This window comes from Chryseobacterium sp. MYb7 (assembly GCF_002979455.1).
Classification (GTDB): domain Bacteria; phylum Bacteroidota; class Bacteroidia; order Flavobacteriales; family Weeksellaceae; genus Chryseobacterium.
Genome location: NZ_PCOU01000047.1, coordinates 1 through 16,803, shown reverse-complemented (window position 1 = coordinate 16,803; position 16,803 = coordinate 1). Strand labels below are relative to the sequence as shown.

The following is a 16,803-nucleotide window of genomic DNA, read 5'->3' as shown; positions in this document are numbered from 1 at the left end:
GCATATGATGGAAATATCATTAAAGCTCTTATTTTTGAAACTTAACAAGCAATTATCTATAATTATTTAACAATACCAAAAGAAATAATCATCCTTTCCTCGTCACCACCACACGTATAATCCTGTGAACAACCTGTGAACCAGTCATTTTTTGCTTAAAATTTGGGATTCTGTATTATCAGAGCCATTGACCGTACTTCGGTCCACTTATCTTTTTTGATTTGTTGTCTGTCATAATGTAATATGCCATTTTAAGATTCTCAATTATCAAATATACGCTATTTTAGAACTGTTTATAAAATAATTGCAAAAAATATGTATAATTAACTTTTGCCATTATAAGTATATACATTGTATGGCAAAATTTTCTTTGCTAAGCCTTTTGATATCCAACATCCTACTAATATTGGGAAGAATAATACATATCCATTTGGCACCAAATTGCAGACTAAAAAAAGAGCAGTAAATGGAGCGTAGATAGAAGCAGACAATGTGGCAGCTGCGCCCACTAAAACAAAATTCAAATAAATCAAAGAAGTTCCGAAGAGGGTATTACAGCAAAGAGCAAAAGCAAACCCTAGGAAGGCACCCGCGACAATACTTGGCGCAAAAACACCACCGTCTCCGCCCGCTCCCAGTGTTAATGCTGCCGCTAACGGTTTTAAAAAAATTAAAACGAAGATCAATATGAAAGAATAACTTTGAGGATGATACAAAATTTCTGACAGTGAATGATAACTGTCCCCATATAGAAAAGGAAAACAGAATATTAAACCTCCAACGATTAAGCTTCCGAAATTTACTCTTAGAAAGTCATTTGATATTCCAGAAAAGAAATCCTTTATTTTAATAACTGAAATAGTAAAATAGACAGATAAACCACTACCTAAAATGCTCAACAATAAAAAAAAGGGGACTGCCGACCATCTCCATTCTGTGATCTCAAAAGGAAGTAATGGTTTGCTTTTTATGTAAAATAAAAATACCACAGAAATAAATGCTGATGCGGTACAGCTTATAAACAGGGTCTTATTAAATTTTCTGGCAATCACTTCCATCGCGAAAAGCCAGCCTGCAATCGGACTTCCAAATAAAACAGCCACGCCCGCCACAACACCTGCACAAATAAGCTCCAGCTTATATATATTAGCAGAAAATTGTTTTTCATACGCTGCATTTCCAAGCGTTGCGGTTGCAACAACTGTAGAAACCTCAATTCCCGTTGAGCCACCGAAGATGACAGTCAAAAAGCCATTAAAATAATGTGATGGAATTTTGAATAGTGGCAAATGGTCTTTACGTTGGTCAACTGTTTTATAAATTTCTGTAATCCCTTTATTCTTCCTGTTCAAAAAAAGATATTTTCTTAAAAAATAAATTGCTGTAATCCCAATTGTTGGAAGTAAAACAAAAAATAGAGCATTTTCTTTCTCTGTATAATGAAATATTAATTTTTGAAAATGTTCCGTAAAGAATTTTAATGAATACCCGAGAAAAGAAGCACAGATACTTATTAAAATTGAAACTAAAATGAGTCTGAAATAATGATGTCTTCGTACTTTCTTCCGTTGCATTAAGAAATTATTTTTTTTAGTATTTTAAGGTATTATGAGAAACTTTGAAAAAAGTTACATTTTATTTTCTGCTTTCAATTTTTCCAGATATTCTTTCAAAATCTTTGCGTGGCAATGTTTCTCATCTTTTGCAGCATATAACAACGTAATGAACTCATGCTTTCTATTACGTTCTAAAAATTCTTTTACACTATCATTTTTTTGTAATTCTGTGATGTATTTCTGAGAAAAACTAACCCAAAATTCAGGATCGTGATTAAACCATTTGCGTAGCTCATCAGAAGGGGCAAGATCTTTATTCCATTCATTGATATGAGCATTTTCCTTAGACATTCCACGAGGCCAAAGTCGGTCCACCAACACACGATAACCATCTGAGGATGGCTTTTCATAAATTCGCTTCATTTTAATTTTCATACTAAAAAATATTTATACAAAATTCGTTAGGAATAACTCTTAAGAACGTACATACCATTAAGCTAACAATAGTATTCTAAAGATTGAAATTCGTGACAATATAAAAAGCTGCCCAGGCTACGAATATCAGAGCAATTACCCACACCCAAACCGGTATCGTACGAGGATTTTCGCTTCCTTTGATAATGAAGCTTTGATTTCTTCCCGTATCATAAGCGTTGACCATTAAAGGTATCGTGCCATTAACTACTTCATCATCAGAAAGTCCTTCTAAATGAATAATAGGGCCATTACGAACGATAAAAGGTATGATTTTTAGCCCCTCTTTCTGATCAAATTTACTAACAATTCTAAGGAGGTGTTTCCCATCGGCCAATTTTGTTGTATCAAGATTAAAAACTATCGGGGTCTGAAGTTCTGCAATGGGATTCACTTCTTCATCGATGTATAAAAAAACAGTGGCGTTATGTTTTGACATTTTTTTGAAGCTTTAGAAATCCAATATTGTATTTTTGATATGTTTTCTGTTCTTTTCTCCCGGGATGGCCAGAAACTTAAAAGAAAAAAATAAAGTCCCAAGTGTAATTATGCCAATACTTGATACAATTACCCAGTCCCAATTTGATTCGGGTCCAGTACCATGTGTTAGATCCTGCGTTATTTTAGGCTGTTGAAGTTTACAGGCGTCACATGCCTGAACATACCCGGCCCAAAATAAAAAAACAAAAAATCCTAATGTTATCTTTTTCATATTATTTTATTTTATCCATAATTACTTTCACTTCATCAGCCGTCACTTTTTTTCCGGTGTTCCCCCAGCTTGTTCTTTCATGATTAATGAGGGCAGCAACTTCTGCCGGTGAAAATCCTGCATTAGTTCCAACAGCAGGCATTGTAGCGTATTCAGGTCGGGGATCATAACCTTTCATTATAATAGTTACATATAATTCCAAATCATCACCTAAAACGACTGGGCTTCCTTTTAATGCTGGAAAAGCTCCCGGTAATCCCTCTCCGTTCGCCTGATGACAGCTCGCACAATTTGTAGTAAACAACGTTGTTCCATCAGGGAGATTATCGCCTTGAGAATTTCCGTCCGCTTTTTTTTCTACTTTATATAAAAATTCTCTGGTCGGTATACTTTTAGGAAGCTCAGTTTGTTTTAAGCTCAATAAATACGCAACCAAATCCTGAGCATCTTTTGAAGGAACGATTTTTCCCTTAATTCCTATTTTAAACTTATCCGGAACATTTACTTCGACATCACCTGTCTGCAATTCGTCTTTTATTAAAAACATCCATTGGTATGAAGGCATCACTGATTCAGGGACAACTGATCTCGGATTAAATAAATGCGAATATTGCCATTCTTTACTTGGTTGTCTGCTCCCAATATTGATAAGATCAGGACCTGTCCTTTCTGTTCCCATTAAAGTGGCGGTGTTCTGGAAAAGATTCAACCTTCTATTTCTGCCGTAATCGATGGCAAGACTAGGTCTGCCCCCAAAAACCTGATCCATATCAACATTTCTAACCTGCTGTGTATGACAACCTACGCAACCTTCCCGGATATAAATTTCCTTTCCGTGACTTTCTTCCTCTGTCAGTGCTTTACTTCCAGGTAATGGTTTGTATACTTTCTGATTGTTAAATGCCGGCAAAATACAGATAACCAATGTAAGAAAAAGGAAAAAAGCTAATGCCGATGAAAACAGTTTTTTATGATCGCTAAAAAAATCCATTATGATCTTTGTTGTTTTGTGTGAACTATTTCTAAAATCTCTTGTGGGGTATGAGGAAGACGTATCTCTTTTCTCGGTTTAATCATTCTATAAAAATTATATGCGAAAACGATATGCGAGATCCACATCATAGTTCCTCCAATTGCTCTCCACAACCAAAAAGGCATCATTTTTACTACTCCTTCTATAAAAGGTTTTTTCTCCATCCACATCATTCCTTTTTCGGTAGAGCCAATCATCAAAGAAACAGTATATACCAAAACTCCAATCAATGCTAACCAAAAATGTAATCCTACAGTAATACTTGGCGGTTCATATGAAGTGAGTCTCGGAACCAAGGTATAAGTAAAAGACCATAGCATGAAGGTAATGATCCCATACATCGTTAAATGTGAGTGAGCCACCGTAAAGTCAGTAAAATGCCACAGTAGGTTTGTTGCCCTGAAAGCTTCTGCCGTTCCCTGCATCGAGCCCGTAAAATAAAAGAGAATAGAAACTACATAAAAAGGCAGTACATAACTCAGTTTCAGACGATGCCAGGATCCGCGAATGGTCATCATGAAATTAATGCTGCCTGCTGCAACAGGGATCACCATTCCAACACTGGCAACAATAGCAATGGTCTGCATCCACCAGGGAATAGCACTGAAAATAAAATGATGTGTTCCAATAAGGGTATAAAACAAAATCTGCGTCCAAAATGCAAGTATGCTCAGACTATACGAATATACCGGACTATTAAGTTCCTGAGGAAGAAAATAATACATTAATCCTAAATTGAAGAACATAAACCACATTCCCACACCCTGATGCATAAAATAACCCTGAGTGATTGTTTCTCCCAAACCGTCCTGCCAAAAAGGAAGATAGGCAACGATCAGGATAACCACCACAAACATCATTGCCGAAACAATATACCAATTTGAAACATAGATTTCTTCTGTCTTACGGAATGCGATGGTATTGATATGATTATAAATACTAATAATAATTCCCACTGCAAAAAGCAGCATGACCGGCCAAATATATTCTCTGTATTCGCCGCCACTGTTGTTAATCCCCGCCATTAAACAAATACTGCCTAATAAAACAGCGGAATTCATTAATATCAATGTTATGTAACCTATCTTAAGGTTGAAAACTTTCGTATTCCCCACCCGTGGTATAACATAATACGAAAAGCCAACCATCGCCATAGATGCCCAGCCCCAGAAAACTATATTTGTATGGACCGGTCTAAGTCTTCCAAAGCTTAACCAGCTAATATGATCAGCATCAGGCGCAACAAATTTAATTCCTAGATACTCGCCGACCGTGGTACCTGCAAAGAGCCAGAATACGCTACAACCCAAAAACCAGAGAATCAGCTTTTTTTCATCATTTGGAATAATGATGTTTCTACCCTCTTCTCTTTTAGATTGCAGGAAACGAATGTCGTGGACTTCATTTGCCCCATCGATCAGCCCCCGAGGATCTCTTACCTCTTTATTTTCCGAAAGCTCATTTCCGGAAAGTTGAAATTCAAGTTCTTTTTTCCGTTCTTCCAAAGCGGAGATTTCCCCCGGCTGCAGCCTGCTAAGATGTTCGTATATTCTTTTTAGCTCACTTTTTTTAATTGTATCAGAAATCATCCGGTTTACCCTTATTAAAATTAGAATAAGTACAAAAATCACAGGAATCAAGAAAAGGACAATAGTGATTTGTAAACCAGGCTCATTGAGAAGTTCATCCATCGTATTAATTTTAGAAAAAATTATTTTTTTGTTTCTCCTAAATTACAATGAGCAAAAATCCTCATGATACGATCTCCATCATACTCAATTTCGGTATTTAATAGTATATTAGATGATTTTTTATTGTGAGCAAGTGATTTCTTTCCATTAACTTAATAGTTCGGATAACAGTTTCCACTCGTAAACCTGTTAGATCCGCCATTTGCTGACGCGTTAAGGGAACTAAATATTCTTTATTCGACTTCTTGTGTACATTGTGCATATTTTTGAAATAATCCATTAAAGCTTTAAGCCTTACAGTCGGATCTTTAGAAAAAACATGCTGAGACATCAGCATTTTGTAGTGTAACCTTCGGGATAAACCTGTACTGACGTCTATTGCACATTCTGGATTATCCTTTAGTAAATCAAAAAAATCTTTAGCGGAAATCTCTATAATACTACATTCACTTAAAGCTACTGCATTGGTAGGATATCTTTCATTTATAAAAAGTAAGGCATCACCAAAGCTTTGAGGTGCCTCAAATATATTCTGGATGAATTCTTTACCGTCTTCACAATAATTGTTTAATTTGATTTTTCCCGAAATAATCTGGAAATAATTTTTGCAAGTTGTGTTTTCCTCATAGATAAAATCTCCAACATCGTAATGTTTTGTACTATAATTATATTTTTTTAAATGCTTTTCAGGAATCATTCTGATATATATAATTGTTAATAATGAATAAGTTTAATACTTAATGTAATATTGTTTTCGAAATGCATCAGGTGTAAATGATGTATACTTTTTAAAAAATTTCACGAAATATGACGGATCGGAATAATTTAACGTTTCAGCAATACTTGCAATGGATAAATCAAAATTAACCAAGAGCCTTTTAGCTTCTAAGATGATCCTTTTTCTGATAATTTCTCCTGCCGATAAATTGATCTGTTGTTTGCATATGAAGTTCAATTGGTTAGGAGTAACATTTAGAAAAGCCGCATACTCTTTGGGCAATTTATATTGATGAAAATTAACTTCTACAATTTCGATAAACTGCTTTAATATCAAAGAATTATAATTGGTGTCTGTAAAAACGGTTTCAGCGGTAATTTCTTTACATGCCAGTGAACAAATTTGTAGTACCAATGACGCAATCATTACTTGTGACCAGGGTCGAATGTCAGCCATTTCTGAAATAATTTCCTCAAAACAAAGCTTAATTCTTTTCTGGTTCTGTGCGGAAATTTTGACCATTTGGTCGCTTCCGAATAAATTGAAAAAAGGAAACTGATCAATCAATGATGAATTTATTTTCAGCTGGTCAAAAAAAGTCGTTGAAAAATTGATTACATAACCCTCCGTATTTTCGTCTAATCGCCAGCTGTGAACCTGATCCGGACGCATGAAAAATATTTTATTAGGAATAACATCATACGAATTGAAATCTATTAAATTTTCACCGCATCCTTTTTCAAAATAGGTAACATGGTAGAAAGAATGCCGATGTACCTTCTCGGTGCCGGGATTCCGCTTTAAGAATTCTGAAAACTTATCAACCGTAAACATTTCACTAATAGAATTACATGTCGACAGACCTCCTATCTTAAACGTTGGATAAACCTCCTTCATAGCTTAGTTATTATAATAATTCAACGATCATAAATATAGCTATTTTTTCGATGATTAACACCATAAATAATTGATAATGCTATACTACTTTTGGCATAATGAATACACAGAAATTTAACTATGACAATACCATAGTACGTGCCTTTTTGTATGCAACAATAGTTTTTGGACTGATCGGATTCCTGTTTGGTCTCACTGCGGCTCTGCTGTTATTCTATCCAGAGCTGCCAGAATTCATTTTTGGAACTGATGACGAGTCAATAAAAATCTTAAGAAACGGAGGGATACAAGCGTTAATAGATACCAACGGAGCATTCGGTTTCGGCAGAATAAGAATGCTACATACCAATACTGTAATTTTCGCTTTTGTCTGCAACAGCGTTTTTGTCGGAGTATATTACTCCGTACCAAGACTCTTAAAAACAGAAATGTTTAGCAAAACATTAAGCTGGATTCATTTCTGGACTTGGCAATTAATGGTTGTAATAACCTTTATAACTTTCTTTATGGGCATCAATACATCTAAGGAATATGCTGAACATGAATGGCCAATCGATATACTTCTTACGTTCTCATGGGTGATTTTTGGAATGAATATGTTCGGAACTATTGCGAGAAGAAGAGTGAGACATCTATATGTTGCGATTTGGTTTTATTTAGGAACATGGATAGCCGTAGCGATGCTTTATATATTCAATAACCTTGAAGTCCCCTTATCCTTTACAGGATGGAAGTCGTATTCTGCGTATTCAGGAGTTAAAGATGCCATCGTACAATGGTGGTATGGTCACAATGCGGTAGCATTTATTTTAACTACCCCAATTTTGGGTTTAATGTATTATTTTTTACCAAAGGCCGCTGAACGTCCGGTTTTCTCATACAAGCTTTCAATTATTCATTTTTGGTCATTAATATTTGTGTACATATGGGCAGGGCCGCATCATCTTCAATATACCGCAATACCTGCATGGGCACAGGCTGTAGGAACTGGTTTTTCAATTATGCTGATAGCACCATCATGGGGAGGAATGCTGAATGGATTGCTCACATTGAGAGGATCTTGGGATAAAGTTAGAGAAAATCCAGTTTTAAAATTCTTCGTTGTTGCAGTAACTTGTTATGGTATGGCAACGTTTGAAGGACCTCTTTTAGCAACAAAAAACATTAATAAAATTGGCCACTTTACAGACTGGGTGATAGGTCATGTTCATCTCGGAGCATTAGGCTGGAATGGCTTTATGGCTTTTGGTATGATTTATTATCTGATCCCCATCTTATGGAGAACAAAAATATGGTCGGTCAAGATGGCAAACTGGCATTTTTGGCTAGGCACTTTTGGAATTATCTTCTATGCGGTTCCAATGTACATTTCAGGATTTACGCAAGGATTAATGTGGAAACAGTTTAATCCCGACGGAACATTATTGTGGAAAAACTGGCTGGATACGGTAACTGCAATTATCCCATATTTTAAAATGAGATTTTTAGGCGGCTTGTTTTATTTTTCAGGTGCTGTCTTAATGGTTATTAACTTGGTTGCTACGGTCAGAAAGGGTTCTTTTCAAAGAGAAGTGCCGGCCGAGGCTCCGGCTTTGGCAAATATCAGCAATAAAAGAAAGGAAGGTGAAGGCCTGCACCTTTGGCTGGAAAGACTGCCCGTTTTACTTACCGTATTATCTTTCATTGCGGTATCAATTGGTGGAGCTGTGGAAATAATACCAACTTTAATGCTCAAAGAAAATGTACCTACCATTACCTCCGTAAAACCGTATTCTCCATTAGAATTGGAAGGCAGGGATTTATACATCCGTGAAGGTTGCAATGCCTGCCATTCGCAAGTTGTAAGACCCTTTAGAGACGAGATTGTAAGATTCAACGGCAAAAACGGGCAATACTCGAAGGCAGGAGAATTCGTGTATGACAGGCCGTTCTTATGGGGTTCAAAAAGAACAGGTCCCGATTTACACCGGGAAGGTGGTAAAAACCCAAGTTCATGGCACTATAAACACATGTACAATCCCAGATCTACATCTGCAGGATCTATTATGCCCCGCTATCCATGGTTAATAGCCAATAATCTGGATCGCTCCCAAATGATCGATAAGCTTAAGTTCATGAAAAATACTTTTGACGTGCCATATACAAAAGTACAGATTGATACTGCAGATAAATGGGCTGATAACCAGGCAGCGAAAATAGTAAAAGATATCTTTATAGAAGCGTCTGACCTTAAAGAAGCTTATGCAAAAAGACCTCAGGGAGAATTAGAGAAAAAAGAAATTATTGCGCTTATTGCTTATCTTCAGAGATTAGGCATAGATATCAAAACAACTGATATAAAAACAGCTGATAATAATTAAAATACAAGGCGAAATGACTTTCTAAAATTTAAGGTCATTTTTTTAAAATTCATGATGCAATATTTTTCGAAACATTACAGATGATCATTTTCCGGTCATTTTATCAGTCGCATATTTCTGCTACCCAAGTCCAGCGAAATTCGACCATGGAAAAAATGAACGCTTTCTTTCAAAAATAAAATCATTAAAATTATAATAAAACTGAATGTCAGAGATAGATCAACAAGCCGTGCGCGGCGGCCAAGCCCAGGTTGTAGACCCAGAATCTTATAGAGATTCCATAGGAACAATGGATCAAACCGGTAAGAGAAAATGGGTTTTCCCAAAAAAGCCAAAAGGCAAATACACCAACTATAGAGAGCTTGTAAGCTATATTCTATTGGTTATATATTTTGCAATACCGTTTATTAAAATTAACGGAAATCCTGTCTTTTTATTGAACGTCATTGACGGAGAATATTTTATTATGGGACAGCCTTTCTATCCTCAGGACTTTTTTATCCTTACCTTAGGTGCCATTGCTTCACTGATTTTTATTATTGTTTTTACCATCGCATTCGGTAGAATTTTTTGTGGATGGATTTGCCCGCAGACAATTTTTATGGAATCCATTTTTCGGAAAATAGAGTTTTGGATTGAAGGTGATCGCAATAAACAGATGAGACTGGACCGGCAGGAATGGAATACTGAAAAAATTTGGAAAAGAATTTTAAAATGGTCTGTTTACATCGTTATTTCACTCTTTATCACCCACATTATGTTTATGTATATCGTCGGTTATGAGGATGTGCTCCAAATAATATCAGGCGGGCCATTTGCCAATATTACTAGTTTTATTGTCATGATTCTTTTTACAGCAACTTTTTACTTTGTGTTTGCGTGGTTTAGAGAACAGGTTTGCACCTTGGTATGTCCATACGGAAGATTACAGGGAGTCCTGATTGATAAAGAAACCATCAACGTTTTTTACGATTTTATGAGAGGAGAAACACGTTCCAAATGGAGAAATGGTGAAGACAGGAAAAGTACCGGAAAAGGTGACTGTATTGATTGCTATCAGTGCGTCGCTGTTTGTCCAACCGGTATTGATATTAGAGACGGCCAGCAGTTGGAATGCATAAATTGTACTGCGTGCATTGATGCGTGTGATGAAGTAATGGAGAAAGTTGGCTTGCCTAAAGGCTTAATAAGATACGCTTCAGAAAGAGAGATTGAAACAGGCAGCCCGTATAAATTTACAGGCAGGATGAAAGGCTTCGCAGTAATTCTGGTCTTATTGCTAGGGTTTCAAGGATTTCTTCTTTCCAGCCGTGAAGAGATGGAGGCAAAATTTATCAAGCCGGCAGGTAGCACATTCTTCGTAAGAGATGGTAAGATTATCAATACATATAATTACACGTTCCTCAATAAAACCAATAGTAAAAAAGTTGTCACTATAAAAGTAATCGAACCGAGAAATGCTGAAATTGGTTATAGTGCTTCTGATAAAATAACTGTCGATCGTGATAAAATATCAAAAGGTACTATAAACATAAGTTTTCCAGAATCACAGATGAATCTTTCCAAACAAAATATTACCATAGGCGTATATGATAATAAAAATAATTTAATAGATTCTTATGAGACTTATTTTGAGGGACCTTTCAAATTACAGATCCAATAAAAGTAGCTAAAGATCAGTATACTAAACTTCATCAGCAGATGACTTATTAAATGGTTATTTTTAATAGATTATACTAACAGTTTTACGATACTCAAAACTTTAAAGGTGTGAATTGTTCTTAGTTACTATTATTGATTACATATGGGATTGAACTAAGCAAGCCTCATTCAGTTTCTTTTTAAATGATTAAGCATACATACTGAATTACCATAAAGTTGTAATCTTCCCCTTCTTAATAACACTCAAAAGTAGAGTTTTTTGTTAATATTTCTGTTGTTGATGTTGGAAGATTTTGTTGAAATGTGGGAAACTCGTTGCCCTTAGCTTGGGCAAGTTTTCCATATTTCAACAAAAAATCCCGTGGGGTAAGGTACATAAGAGAGCTGTGTGGTCTTTCGTTATTGTATTTCCACATCCATGCTTCTGCATAATTTCTCATCTGCTGGAGGTTTTCAAATAGGTAAATATCCAAGAAATCTGTTCTGAAAGTCCGGTTAAATCTTTCAATGAGCGAATTTTGAGTAGGTTGTCCAGGCTGAATGTAGTGAAGTTCAATCTCATGAAATTCGCACCAGCTTTTGAGCTTCTCCGAAATAAATTCAGGTCCATTATCTACTCGTATTTTCTCTGGTTTTCCTCGCCATTCGATAAGTTCTTTCAGTTTGGAAATTACTTTTGAAGAAGGTAAACTCGTTTCAATGCTCACTTGTAAAATCTCTCTATTAAAATCATCAATGATATTTAAGCTCCGTACTTTTTTGCCATTTTCCAGCGTATCATGCATGAAGTCCATGCTCCACGTTACATTCGGATAAACCGGTCGTAGAAGCGGTTCTTTTACTCGTGCAGGAAGTCTCTTTTTGCGTTTGCTTCTCAGGTTTAATTTCATCGAAGTATAAATTCTGTAAATGCGTTTGTGATTCTACCGAAATCCTAGATTCTTCAGTCGGTGACGCATCATCCAAAAGCCCCAGGTCTGTTCTTTTTCAGCCAATAACCGAAGTTCCTCCCGAATCAAATCGTCCTCGGAATTTCTCCGTCTTTTGTAATACAAAACCGAGTGGCTCAATTCAAAATAACAGCACGCCTTCCGTATGCTTACCTTATGTGTTTCTTTGGAATACACCACCAAATCGCGCTTTTCGGAAGGCGTTAAAGCTTTTTTTCAATTACATCTTTTAATACTGTGTTCTCCAAAGTAAGTTCTGCAACAATTTTCTTGTACTGCGAAAGTTGCTTCTCCAACTCTTTGAGTTGAGCTAATTGGTGGGCTTCCATCCCCCCATATTTGCTCTTCCATTTGTAAAAGGTAGGTTGGCTGATTCCATAATCACGGCAAATTTCATTTACCGTTTTTCCCTGATTTTGTTCAGATAATATCTTCACAATCTGAACCTCTGTAAATTTGCTTTGTTTCATCTTTCCTAAATTTAAAAACTATATTTATATTCGTTTCGGTTTTTGGGGAAGATTACAAAGTGTATGATCAATATATACTTTGAATCAGCAACATAAATTTAATAGTTGGTAGTAATTAAATAAAGCTCATACTATACTAATAGCTTTAAAGTTGCGCAAGGATATGTTGTATTACAACGTTATATTAAATAAAAGAGTACCAATGACGTGAATATTATCACCACATTGGTACTCTTTGATCCGTGACGATTTAGTATTCTAGTTTAGATGCAACGAAGCCGGACCGAATTCTTCAAAATAAATTGCCGATTTCTGAACCCCATTCTCTACAAGAAAATTATAATGTTTTTTAATGAATAAAGCTGGACCACAGATATAATATTCGGCTTTATGATCAAGTACTGTTTCTTTTAATACTTCCAGGTCTACCCAGCCTTTATACTTGTTTTTTTGTAGTTCATTCGATTGTTCATAAAAGACGTGCTGGTTGATATTCGAATAGAAATTCGATAATTCAGTAATCTTGTCTTTGAATGCATGCACTGCTTCATTTCTACAACCATGTATCCAGGTAATAGATACTTTATTTTCATCCGCCTCGTTGGTTAGATTTTCTATCATCGACAAAAGCGGCGTCTGTCCAACACCCCCGCTAATGAATACTTTATGTGCTAAGGTCGATTCATTCAATATAAAGGTACCAGCCGGAGCAGAAAGTTCAACAATACTTCCTTCTGTAATGTGGTTATGGAGACGATTGCTAATCATACCGTCCGGATGCTTGCTACCCACTTCTTTTTTGACAGATATTCGATAATATTCGCTATTGGACTTACACGAAATACTATATTGGCGCGGTTGTAATAACTGAAGCTCTGGTAGGAATAAACGTAAACTAATATACTGACCGGGTAAATGACTTTTTACTGATCCCCCATCAGCAGGATAAAGATAAAAGGATGTTATTTCAGTTGATTCCACAACTTTTTGTTTAACTACAAAAGGCCTCCAGCCGCTCCAACCACCTTTTTGTTCGGTATGCTTTTTATATAATTCTTTTTCCCGGCCACTCATCAAAGAGGCCAATTGGTTATAGGCTACTGTCCAGGCGTCTAATAATTCCACGCTCGCAGCTAGGCCGAGTACTTCCTTAATTGATGCTATTAGATGACGCCCTACAATGTCATAATGTTCCGGACGAATATCAAGGCTGGTATGCTTCTGACCGATACCATCCACCATCGGCAACAGCACAGATGGGTCTTCAATGTGCTCTGCGTACATTAAAACTGCCATGGCAAGGGCTGTTTGTTGCTTGCTGTTCTGCTGATTTCCCATGTTGAATATATTTTTCAATTCCGGGTTGTACTGAAACATACGAGCGTAGAAATGTGAAGTTAATAAAACACCATGCTCTTTCAATACAGGTACGGTATCTTTTACTAATTGTTTTTGTTCGCTTGTCATAAATAGAAATTTAATTATTAAAGACAAAAATGTCTTTTATTATGATAAAAAAAATTATTTTTTTAAAGTCAATGTACCGTCCAGTAATTCTTTATTGAAAGCACCAATAGTACTTTTATGTAACATAAAAGTTATCTGATTACGAATTTTTTTAAATTCATTATGCAATGGACAAGGGTTGCTTTCTGAGCAGTAACTGAGTCCCATTCCGCAGCCTGTAAATATTTCATCACCTTCTAAAGTTATTACAATATCTGCTATAGGCCGGTTCAGCCCGTTTGCATCAAGGTAGAATCCTCCGTTCGGGCCTTTGACAGATAATATGATACCTGCACGACTAAGTCTCTGAAGTATTTTACCAAGAAAATATTCAGGAGAATTAATGTTTTCCGCAATTTCTTTAATTCCTACACGCTTTCCCTCCTGAGATTGGCTGGCAATATAAAGAACAGCTCTTATGGCATATTCGCAGGTTTTAGAAAAAAATCCCATATAAATTATTGTTTTTGCTCTTGCAAGTATGTCTTCTATTAATGTTGACTTGTGACCGATTTATTCATTGATAACAGTACTATACTATCTTTTGTTGCTTTTAGATCATGCCGCATATTCGCTTCCAAAGCTATTATCATGCCTTTTTCCAAGGTAAGTCGCTCGGAATCTACCCCGAAGTCAATACTACCATCAATAACAGTGACCACAATCGGATACGTTGCTTTATGCGCAGTCATTTCCTGACCTTTTTTAAAAACAATCCTTATTTCCTTGGCATGTAAAGTATTGATAAGTACACTGATTGAGGGATCGGTCTCACCGTATTGAATGTCTGTTAAAATTGAAGCTATCTTAATCATAGATTTATTATTATTAATGAAATTAAAGTGGTCTTAATTATTGTTTTGTCTCCCATTAGTTTAAGCGACAACAATTTTAAGATGATACATACCAGTTTTCAAAACTTCACTTTAAAACTTTTGCACTGTAATGCCCTTCATAAATGTGACGAGCTTCATTTGTGATTGCTGGATTGAATTTTTATCAGAAAAAGTCTAGCCATTTTTTCAGCTCTCCATTTAGCTTCTTCGGCGATCTGGCCTTCAAAATATTTATCTATTGTTGCAAACCAGATATTTAGCCAACGCTCAAAATGACTTCCATTAAGTGGCATTTGTGCGTGCGGAGGGAATGGACTTCCATTATACGTATGTTCACCAAGTAAAACTGTTTGCCAGAAAGTATACATTTTTTCCAAATGTTTTGTCCAGTCTTTTATCGCACCAACAAAAATACCACCAATCAATAGATCTCGTTGAACTTCACTATAAAAAGAATCCACCAAAAGTTTAATGTCATCAAAGTTTTGAATGCTGCTTTTCATTAAATAAATTTTTAACCACATTCATGATGCGGTTTGTTTATATGATGCAAATATAGAGAAAATAAATAAAAGACAAAAACGTCTTTATATATTTTAAGAAGTTGGCTCAAACTAATCGATTTAGATCTCACGCTTGCTAACACTCTTCTTTGACGAATTTATACAGGAAAACAAAAGGATGATTGACATAAACTTGTATATTTTTATAACGATCATTTTTTTTTTTAACTGATTGTAACCTTTCTACCTGTCATTTACCCTAATAAAGTATAAAGTAATTAAGATAAAAACACGGAAAATACTTTCAAAAGTAAAGCGCTTAAACAAGCATTCAATCTGCTAAGGTACACCTTTGTAGTTGTTCCTATAGTTGCGGGAGCAGACAAATTCACTAACTTGCTTACAGATTGGCAACAGTATGTCAACCCTTCAATTGGGAACGTTTTGCCGATTTCTGCTTCGGTTTTCATGATGGTTGCGGTGTAATAGAAATTTTGGTTGGCATTATTGTTCTCAAAAAAGCAGAAATAGGTGGCTATATCGTTGCAGGCTGGTTAACAGTGATAGCAATTACATTATTATTAAGTTTTAACTTCATTGATGTGGCAGTACGTGACTTAGTAATGGCAATTGCAGCTCTTTCAATGGCTAAAATAGCAAAAATTCTAAGCTAAACATGGATCAATTCGGTCAATTAACAGAAGTTGAAATTATCAACCGTATTTTAAAAGGAGAAAAACCTCTTTATGAAATTATCGTAAAACGTTTTAATTCCTATTTATACAAAATTGGAAGGTCATATAATTACAACCATGAAGATACACAGGATTTAATGCAGGATACCTATATTGATGCTTACAAAAGTCTGGGCCAATTCGAAAAACGCGCTGGTTTTAAGACCTGGATAATCAGAATAATGTTAAATAACTGCTATCGTAAAAAACAGAAATTCAGCTATAAAAATGAATTTGCGAATGAGATTATTAATGAAAATGAAACGCCTATGTTCAGCAATTCAATGACCGACATACAAAAAGAAATTCACAGCCGTGAGTTGGGGCACATCATTGAGAATTCTTTGTCTCAAATACCTGAAGATTATCGAATTGTATTTTCTTTAAGAGAAATAAACGGATTAAATGTCTCTGAAACATCTGCGCTTCTCAACATCAGTGAAACAAATGTCAAAGTCCGTCTAAACAAAGCTAAGACCATGCTGAGGATTGCAGTTGAAAAATCTTACACAGCGGAGGAGCTTTTTGACTTCAATCTGTCTTATTGTAACCCTTTTAGCAACAAAGTGATGCTTGAGATTAATCGGCTATAATTAAATTTATATACTGAAAATACTGCCATCCGAGTCCGTCTCACAACCAGTGAGGCGGATTTTTTTTGTATTTATTCGTTTTTCTTTTGCAGTTTTTTCCAGTTTGAA

18 protein-coding genes are annotated in these 16,803 nt (G+C 35.7%); 4 read left to right on the top strand and 14 right to left on the bottom strand.

Annotated features, from left to right (window positions below; translation table 11 throughout):
- Nucleotides 1–323 precede the first annotated feature (323 nt).
- From CQ046_RS22795 to CQ046_RS22760, 8 genes are all read right to left on the bottom strand, one after another.
- Nucleotides 324–1,574, bottom strand: coding sequence for a chloride channel protein (locus tag CQ046_RS22795; RefSeq protein ID WP_105704460.1), 1,251 nt, complete (start codon nt 1,572–1,574; stop codon nt 324–326).
- Nucleotides 1,575–1,628: 54 nt separating this feature from the next.
- On the bottom strand, nt 1,629–1,979 hold the full coding sequence (locus CQ046_RS22790; protein WP_262498059.1) for a DUF488 domain-containing protein: 351 nt from the start codon (nt 1,977–1,979) through the stop codon (nt 1,629–1,631).
- 88 nt (nt 1,980–2,067) lie between these two features.
- Complete coding sequence (locus tag CQ046_RS22785) at nt 2,068–2,469, bottom strand: cytochrome C (protein ID WP_072408650.1); 402 nt, start codon at nt 2,467–2,469, stop codon at nt 2,068–2,070.
- 12 nt (nt 2,470–2,481) lie between these two features.
- A complete protein-coding gene (locus CQ046_RS22780) occupies nt 2,482–2,742 on the bottom strand; it encodes a hypothetical protein (RefSeq protein WP_105704458.1) in 261 nt (86 codons plus the stop codon).
- 1 nt (nt 2,743) lies between these two features.
- Complete coding sequence (locus tag CQ046_RS22775; protein WP_105704457.1) at nt 2,744–3,733, bottom strand: cbb3-type cytochrome c oxidase subunit II; 990 nt, start codon at nt 3,731–3,733, stop codon at nt 2,744–2,746.
- Nucleotides 3,733–5,466: a cbb3-type cytochrome c oxidase subunit I gene (locus CQ046_RS22770; protein WP_105704456.1), complete on the bottom strand. Its 1,734-nt coding sequence runs from the start codon at nt 5,464–5,466 to the stop codon at nt 3,733–3,735. Before CQ046_RS22770 ends, CQ046_RS22775 begins: the two co-directional genes overlap by 1 nt.
- 97 nt (nt 5,467–5,563) lie before the next feature.
- Nucleotides 5,564–6,163 carry a Crp/Fnr family transcriptional regulator gene (locus CQ046_RS22765; RefSeq protein WP_105704455.1) on the bottom strand — a complete coding sequence of 200 codons (600 nt, stop codon included), beginning with the start codon at nt 6,161–6,163 and terminating at the stop codon, nt 5,564–5,566.
- A 33-nt stretch (nt 6,164–6,196) separates the two neighbouring features.
- Nucleotides 6,197–7,081, bottom strand: a complete 885-nt coding sequence (locus tag CQ046_RS22760) for an AraC family transcriptional regulator (protein ID WP_105704454.1) — start codon at nt 7,079–7,081, stop codon at nt 6,197–6,199.
- A gap of 98 nt (nt 7,082–7,179) precedes the next feature.
- Between CQ046_RS22760 and ccoN the strand changes: the two genes are divergently transcribed.
- Both ccoN and ccoG read left to right on the top strand, forming a co-directional pair.
- Nucleotides 7,180–9,441 carry a cytochrome-c oxidase, cbb3-type subunit I gene (ccoN, locus tag CQ046_RS22755; protein WP_079466010.1) on the top strand — a complete coding sequence of 754 codons (2,262 nt, stop codon included), beginning with the start codon at nt 7,180–7,182 and terminating at the stop codon, nt 9,439–9,441.
- Nucleotides 9,442–9,646: 205 nt separating this feature from the next.
- A complete protein-coding gene (gene ccoG / locus CQ046_RS22750) occupies nt 9,647–11,104 on the top strand; it encodes a cytochrome c oxidase accessory protein CcoG (RefSeq protein WP_105704453.1) in 1,458 nt (485 codons plus the stop codon).
- Between the two features lie 232 nt (nt 11,105–11,336).
- Here ccoG and CQ046_RS22745 read toward each other — a convergent pair whose 3' ends face one another.
- The 6 genes from CQ046_RS22745 to CQ046_RS22720 all read right to left on the bottom strand — a co-directional run bounded on the left by CQ046_RS22745 (nt 11,337) and on the right by CQ046_RS22720 (nt 15,368).
- Nucleotides 11,337–12,014: an IS3 family transposase gene (locus CQ046_RS22745; RefSeq protein ID WP_228407030.1), complete on the bottom strand. Its 678-nt coding sequence runs from the start codon at nt 12,012–12,014 to the stop codon at nt 11,337–11,339.
- 242 nt (nt 12,015–12,256) lie between these two features.
- Entirely contained in the window at nt 12,257–12,523 is a 267-nt protein-coding gene (locus CQ046_RS22740; RefSeq protein ID WP_105704451.1) for a transposase, read from the bottom strand.
- Nucleotides 12,524–12,781: 258 nt separating this feature from the next.
- Complete coding sequence (gene hmpA, locus CQ046_RS22735; protein ID WP_105704450.1) at nt 12,782–13,990, bottom strand: NO-inducible flavohemoprotein; 1,209 nt, start codon at nt 13,988–13,990, stop codon at nt 12,782–12,784.
- Nucleotides 13,991–14,044: 54 nt separating this feature from the next.
- On the bottom strand, nt 14,045–14,482 hold the full coding sequence (locus CQ046_RS22730) for an RrF2 family transcriptional regulator (RefSeq protein WP_105704449.1): 438 nt from the start codon (nt 14,480–14,482) through the stop codon (nt 14,045–14,047).
- 38 nt (nt 14,483–14,520) lie between these two features.
- Nucleotides 14,521–14,844 (bottom strand): cupin domain-containing protein, encoded by a 324-nt coding sequence (locus tag CQ046_RS22725; protein ID WP_317047039.1) that lies wholly within the window; start codon nt 14,842–14,844, stop codon nt 14,521–14,523.
- A gap of 155 nt (nt 14,845–14,999) precedes the next feature.
- On the bottom strand, nt 15,000–15,368 hold the full coding sequence (locus tag CQ046_RS22720) for a group III truncated hemoglobin (RefSeq protein ID WP_105704461.1): 369 nt from the start codon (nt 15,366–15,368) through the stop codon (nt 15,000–15,002).
- A gap of 407 nt (nt 15,369–15,775) precedes the next feature.
- Between CQ046_RS22720 and CQ046_RS22715 the strand changes: the two genes are divergently transcribed.
- Together CQ046_RS22715 and CQ046_RS22710 are read left to right on the top strand one after the other, a co-directional pair.
- Complete coding sequence (locus tag CQ046_RS22715; RefSeq protein ID WP_317047038.1) at nt 15,776–16,042, top strand: hypothetical protein; 267 nt, start codon at nt 15,776–15,778, stop codon at nt 16,040–16,042.
- 2 nt (nt 16,043–16,044) lie between these two features.
- Nucleotides 16,045–16,695: a sigma-70 family RNA polymerase sigma factor gene (locus CQ046_RS22710; RefSeq protein ID WP_105704448.1), complete on the top strand. Its 651-nt coding sequence runs from the start codon at nt 16,045–16,047 to the stop codon at nt 16,693–16,695.
- The last annotated feature ends 108 nt before the right edge of the window (nt 16,696–16,803 follow it).